Source organism: Tissierella praeacuta (assembly GCF_040396155.1).
Classification (GTDB): Bacteria; Bacillota; Clostridia; order Tissierellales; family Tissierellaceae; genus Tissierella; species Tissierella praeacuta_A.
In genome coordinates, this window is sequence record NZ_JBEBOY010000026.1 from 34588 (window position 1) to 40634 (window position 6047).

Below are 6047 nucleotides of genomic sequence, written 5' to 3' on the forward strand. Positions count from 1 at the left end.
AGCTACTTTCCTAAATATTTTTTTATTATCTCTGCCTCTTTAGGAACTATGACTAATTCAATATTTTCATCTTTTGTATATCCCATAAATTTCTTATGATTTACTGATACTATTCCACCTTCAAACCTTCTTGTCATACCCCATTTTATATTCTCACTTAGATTTCTACTCTCCTATTGTGCTTGACTGCTTAAGATAGTAATTAGTAACTCAAGTGTTCCTTGCAAACCTGCTAACAAATTTTGTTATAACCATATCTATTTTCCCTGCCATGCAGTTATCTATCATTGAATTGAAGTCATCTCTCTTTTTTGTATTAGTTGCTGACTTACCATCATCTTCATATATCCTTGCATTTTTCCAGTTTGGTTATCTTTTATCTTATCTGTATAATACGATACTTGTGCTTTATAACTATTTTCTTGTTCTTCTAAGGTGGTGCTAACTCTGCCACTCTTAGCTTCTTTAGTTCTAGTTTTATATTTTTATCATGAATTATTTTTGAAGGTATAATTGCTACATTTTTCTTTTCTCTTGCCAAAGTCTCATTCATTTACATTTTTTTATTTTCAAGTAGATATGTTTCCACATACAAAAAGCCATCAAATGTCATCTACACATTCAATGGCTTAAACTGTTGATATTACTATCTTCTATTCTCTTTCTAACTTAACAACTACTTCGCAGTGCCTTGAGGAGTCAATAATGATGTCATAAGTAGATATTACTCCCTTGGTGGTAATATAAACTATTAATTAATACTTTTAACTTCTTAAGTAAATGTACCTATTTCTAATGAATATAAACACCTGTATACACAATTCTAGTATTTTAAGTAAATAATATAATTCTTATTAAAATGGTATATCATCGGTTAATACATATTCTTCGGTCTTTTGTAATTCTAATGATAGATTACCTTCATTAGAAATAATCCAATGTCAGATACAGCATAAATGGAATACTACCAACAATCGGAATAATAATAGAAAGCAACGGTTGAAAAAAGGAATAACGTTTAAAAACGATACCGCCATTGTTATTACTAGGTAAATAGCAGAAAAAATACCAACATTGATTAAATCTTTCCCTTGAAGTTTTTTTGTTTCTGTAGACATATGAATAACCTCCTGTAATTTAAAGTTTCCAGCCAATTGCCTGTTTACGTACTCCGATGAAATCTGCATAGATACCTTTTTCTTTCATCAGTCCATCATGGGTCCCTTTTTGGACAATCTGGCCTTTATCTAAGACAACAATCTGATCTGCATTCCGTACCGTTTTCAAGCGGTGTGCAATCATAATAATAGTCTTATCTTTTGTAAGTGCTTCGATAGCTGACTGTAAGCGGTCCTCGTTTTCAGGGTCAATATTTGCTGTTGTCTCATCGAAAATGACAATGGGTGTATCTTTCAGCATAGCACGGGCAATGGAGAGACGCTGTTTTTCGCCACCAGAGAGAGAGGCTCCACCCTCACCAATCACGGTATTATATCCATCAGGCAAAGCTTTAATAAATTCATCACAGCAAGCTTTTCTTGCAGCTTCGACAACTTCTTTATGAGTTGCATCTGGTTTTCCAAATTTAATATTATTCTCAATCGTATCATCAAAAAGATACACATTCTGGAATACCATGCTAACATTTGATAACAGACTATCCAGTGTATAATCTTTTACATCATATCCTCCAATAGAAACCTTTCCTCCATTTACGTCCCAAAATCGGGCAATCAGATTACAAAGGGTAGTCTTTCCTGAACCGGAAGGTCCCACAATTGCAGTCAAACTCTTATCAGGAATTGTCAGAGAAACAGATTTCAAAACAGGTTTATTTTCATATGAGAATGTCACATTATCAAATCGAATGTCATGTGTTTTAGGGATAATATCCCAACCCTTTTCATCCATTACCGGAACATCATCAATCTCATTAGCATGATTAATAGAGTTTTCTGTAATGCGCAAGTTTGCCATACAGCTACCAGCAATTTTAAGCTGCTCATATACCATGAAAGAAGCAATCATCATCATAAGGCAGTAAACCAATGACAAACTGCCATTGAGATAAAAATAGATCGATGCAAAAATAATCAATACGCTGAACAGGTACAAGATAATCTGCTGTATAGCAACATAAGGATTCATCGCCTTTTCCAGTACCCTATTCTTACGGCAGCTCTCATCAATAGCATTGTCTACTTTCTTACCCTTGTTAAAATCAAGGTTGAAGGCTTTCACGACACTCATACCCTGTATTGTTTCAAGCACTGTCTCAACGAGTGTAGCCTGTGCTGCCTGACGCTTAGGTACATCCCGTCTGGATTTTTTCTCCATAAGAGAAACAACACAAAGAAACAGGAACATTCCAACAAGTACAATCAATCCGATACGCCAGTCAAAAATCATAAGAGCAATGGAAAATACCAACGAAGTGAGAAAACCACCAAGAGAAGTAACTAATACAACGGGCGCCGCATTTTCTACATCACTTAAAATAGTTGTCGCAACTGCTGTTATATTTCCCAAACTATTCTGATTAAAGTAGCCCATAGGAATAAGTTTCAGTTTATTGCCAATATAAACCCGCTTTTCAGCAACCATAAAATATCCTGCATGAGTTCTTTGAAGTTGTGATATGTATTGGGTTACAATTTTGCCGACAACACTCAATAACATCACGCCAAATGAAGCTAGAGCCTTAGAACTATCTGAATTTCCAGTTACCAACGAATTCAAAATGACAAAGAGTGCACTGAGCTGAGCTGCATGAAAGATAGCATTGATAAATCCCAAAATAATCGAATTACGGATATTCTTTTGCTCTGAACCGGCAAAATCCCAAATTTTTTTAAATACACCAATCATTTTTATTCACCATCCTTTGCTCCGATATGTGCGCTCCACATCTCCTGATAAAGCGAAGAATTGGAGAGCAATTTCTCATGTGTTCCAATCGTATCAATCTGACCGTCCTTAATGACTACAATCTGATCTGAGTTTGTAATGGTAGAAAGACGATGTGCAATCACAATCAGTGTTTTTCCTGCAACCAATTTTCCAATTGCAACCTGAAGAACAGCTTCATTTTCTGGGTCAAGGTATGCTGTCGCTTCATCTAAAATTACGATAGGTGCACCTTTCAGCATTGCACGGGCAATTGCGATTCGCTGCCTTTCACCGCCAGAAAGATGACCACCTGCTCCACCCACATTGGTGTCATAACCTTTTTCAAGCCCACGGATAAATTCATCACACCCAGCATCTTTCGCTGCTTGCTCCACCTCAGCGTCCGTAGCTCCTTTACACCCCATACGAATATTCTCACGTACCGTGTCATTGAACAAATAATTATCCTGTGAAACATAAGCGATTTTTTCCGCTAACTGTTTCTGCGGAATTTTTTTCAGGCTATAACCACCCAGCATAATATCGCCACTGCTTACATCCCAAAATCCGGCAATCAGCTTTGCAATCGTGCTTTTACCGCTGCCAGAAGGTCCAATCAATGCCGTTACGGTTCCAGGCTTAATTTCTAAATCTACACCATGCAAAATTTCCTCATTGTTCACATGATATGAGAATTTCACCTTATTAAGTTTTATTGTCAAATCCTTTAATTTGACATCCTGTGTCGGACGTATCAATTCTTCTGCATCTAAAATCTCACATAATTCACCGACTACTGTTCTAAGAGCAGCAATGCTGTCTATGTAGTTACTTGCGGCAAGAATTGGGCCAATAATACCTAAAGATACAATGATAACCGTAATAAAATCGGCAATATCAAGACTTCCACCAACGTAAAATAGAAAACCTATGGGTAGCACCGTCAACAGTGTCGCTGGGCAGATTGCAGTATATGCAGACATTGGCCACTGGCAGCTTTTCATCCAGTTATAAGAATAAGATGCATTATAATTAACCGCTTCGCTATATTTTTTATAAGACCTTGCACTTTGATTAAATGCCTTAATAACTTCAATACCATTCACATATTCCACAACCGCATTGTTCATCTGACGGCTAGCCTCCACAGAACCCTTATATTTTGCTGGGTATGTACGGAACATAATCATGACAAAGACCATTCCGACAGGTAGTGTAATCAATGTTACAAGTGCCATACGCCAATCCAAAATAAAAAGATATATCAGCAGAATAACAGGAACGAGCATATTGGCTGATATTTCAGGAATCATATGTGCTAACGTGGTTTCAAGCCCTTCCACACGGTCTACAATTGTATTTTTCAATCATCCGGATGGGGTGTCTAAAATAACACCCATAGGCAGACGGGACAATTTGGAAATAATTTTTTTACGAATTTCCTTCAAAACTTCAAATGTTGCTGTATGAGAAACCGATGTAGACCAGATAGAAAATATTACTTTTAATAAGTAACCGCCAGCTGCAACTAGACACATTACTCCATAAAATTCAGACTCCTGGTTCCCATTGATTAAGCCAATTACCATGCGAGCGACAGCGAGATAAGGAACAATTCCTGCCGCTACTCCTAAAATTGCCAAGATAATAGAACCCATGTACTTTTTCTTTTGTTCGCCAGCTAATCCCATTAATCGGGAAAGTGAACTTTCTGACTTTTTCTTGTCCATAATGAACCTCCTTGTTGGTTAGTCTCAGCTAACCCTACATCAAAATAAAAACCGATAATTTGATGTAGGGTCACTCCTCAAATTATCGGCTCGGCGTCACAGCGTCTGGCTCGGATGATAATTTTGCATCCATATTCTTAATGTCAACAATACTTTCATGATTGCATTTTCAGCAATACAATGGCCATCTATAGGCTATTGTGTCAGGCTGGATTTTTGTTCGGGTCTTTGCACCACACGATGGGCAGTAAATCCAACCGTTTTCATCTACACACTTTTTACAATCTTTCAAAAAAATCACCCCCTTGAACTTGCTCTATTTAATATCACTATTGTCAAATATGTCTTTCCAACCACAGACAAAAAAGCGACGTAATTTTTTTACATGAGTGCGAGCATCTTCTTTTGACATATCATGTATGACTGTTTCAAAAATTCCGGCATACATAGCACTGGACAAAATATGTAGCAGCTCCGGTGTAATGCGTCTGGAGGATATAACATCACTTCCAATACTTTCAACAAATTTCAAGGTATACTCTACATCCATTTCTACAAAATCATTGATAAAAGTTGAGTATTTTGTCCCTTCTGATTTTGTGGTAAGCAACTTAAAAATTGTAAAGTTATCATAGAGATAATCCAAGAAAAAGTTAATTTTATCATTTGAATACAAAAACATATCCCGAACTTGAATATTAGCATCTGCTTGATGAAATTCCTCTTGCTTATCTACATACCATAATTTCAACTCGTTAATAACTGGAGAAACAACGGCTTCAAAAAGTCCAGCCTTGTCAACGAATCTTGTATAAATGGAGCTCGTGCTAACCCCACATGATTTTGCAATATCCCGCAGAGAAGCATCCATAAATCCTTTTTCTAAGAACTCTATCTCTGCACATTCAAGAATCTGTTCAGCTACGCCTTCAATCTGTCTTTTCATAAAATTTCCTCCTTTCTTTTTCTTTATAGCCTCAGCACTATAACCACGTTACTATAACATTGTTTTTTATGATACCACTTTTGAAGTCATATGTCAAGAGGATATAACGCATCACTAGAGGTGATGTATAAATATTTTATGATGACATCTAAACCTCTATTTAACAAACATCCTCTACATATTGAAAAATAAGGAGAGGATACTTATTGTTTCAACCGATATTCTTTAGTACAATATGCTCGTACATATTCATATATTTTTCAACCGTTGTCATATTCTTTGCATATACAAAATCTACATGAAAATTAAATTGTAATTCATTATTTTTCTCACTTTTACCTTCAATTTCATTAACTAGAAATCTAAGATATCTTTCAAGTATCAAAACAAAAGATGTAAATGCATATTCCTTTGGTATACTCTCCGCTTGGACTTGTGTCAATAGCTTAGACACAAAAAGTTTAACTTTCTATGCCGCCACA

At 36.2% G+C, this 6047-nt stretch carries 8 protein-coding genes; all 8 read right to left on the bottom strand.

Annotated elements, in window-relative coordinates:
• Nucleotides 1-2 precede the first annotated feature (2 nt).
• The 8 genes from ABWP20_RS18485 to ABWP20_RS12480 all read right to left on the bottom strand — a co-directional run bounded on the left by ABWP20_RS18485 (nucleotide 3) and on the right by ABWP20_RS12480 (nucleotide 6019).
• Nucleotides 3-137 (bottom strand): hypothetical protein, encoded by a 135-nt coding sequence (locus ABWP20_RS18485; protein WP_503012539.1) that lies wholly within the window; start codon nucleotides 135-137, stop codon nucleotides 3-5.
• A 73-nt stretch (nucleotides 138-210) separates the two neighbouring features.
• The gene (locus ABWP20_RS18490; RefSeq protein WP_503012540.1) at nucleotides 211-348 is read right to left on the bottom strand and encodes a recombinase family protein; all 138 of its coding nucleotides are present in this window, start codon (nucleotides 346-348) and stop codon (nucleotides 211-213) included.
• 789 nt (nucleotides 349-1137) lie between these two features.
• Nucleotides 1138-2868 carry an ABC transporter ATP-binding protein gene (locus tag ABWP20_RS12455; protein WP_353096139.1) on the bottom strand — a complete coding sequence of 577 codons (1731 nt, stop codon included), beginning with the start codon at nucleotides 2866-2868 and terminating at the stop codon, nucleotides 1138-1140.
• Nucleotides 2869-2870: 2 nt separating this feature from the next.
• Complete coding sequence (locus ABWP20_RS12460; protein WP_353096140.1) at nucleotides 2871-4256, bottom strand: ABC transporter ATP-binding protein; 1386 nt, start codon at nucleotides 4254-4256, stop codon at nucleotides 2871-2873.
• A complete protein-coding gene (locus ABWP20_RS12465; RefSeq protein WP_353096141.1) occupies nucleotides 4257-4619 on the bottom strand; it encodes an ABC transporter ATP-binding protein in 363 nt (120 codons plus the stop codon).
• 169 nt (nucleotides 4620-4788) lie between these two features.
• Nucleotides 4789-4920, bottom strand: coding sequence for a cysteine-rich KTR domain-containing protein (locus tag ABWP20_RS12470; protein WP_353096142.1), 132 nt, complete (start codon nucleotides 4918-4920; stop codon nucleotides 4789-4791).
• A gap of 15 nt (nucleotides 4921-4935) precedes the next feature.
• The gene (locus ABWP20_RS12475; protein ID WP_353096143.1) at nucleotides 4936-5565 is read right to left on the bottom strand and encodes a TetR/AcrR family transcriptional regulator; all 630 of its coding nucleotides are present in this window, start codon (nucleotides 5563-5565) and stop codon (nucleotides 4936-4938) included.
• 211 nt (nucleotides 5566-5776) lie between these two features.
• Entirely contained in the window at nucleotides 5777-6019 is a 243-nt protein-coding gene (locus ABWP20_RS12480) for a hypothetical protein (RefSeq protein WP_353096144.1), read from the bottom strand.
• Between the last annotated feature and the right edge of the window lie 28 nt (nucleotides 6020-6047).

Bases quoted from the DNA above. Each gene is read 5' to 3' on its own strand.
- ABWP20_RS18485 (WP_503012539.1), bottom strand. From the start codon at position 137: ATGACAAGAAGGTTTGAAGGTGGAATAGTATCAGTAAATCATAAGAAA.
- ABWP20_RS12455 (WP_353096139.1), bottom strand. From the start codon at position 2,868: ATGATTGGTGTATTTAAAAAAATTTGGGATTTTGCCGGTTCAGAGCAA.
- ABWP20_RS12465 (WP_353096141.1), bottom strand. From the start codon at position 4,619: ATGGACAAGAAAAAGTCAGAAAGTTCACTTTCCCGATTAATGGGATTA.
- ABWP20_RS12475 (WP_353096143.1), bottom strand. From the start codon at position 5,565: ATGAAAAGACAGATTGAAGGCGTAGCTGAACAGATTCTTGAATGTGCA.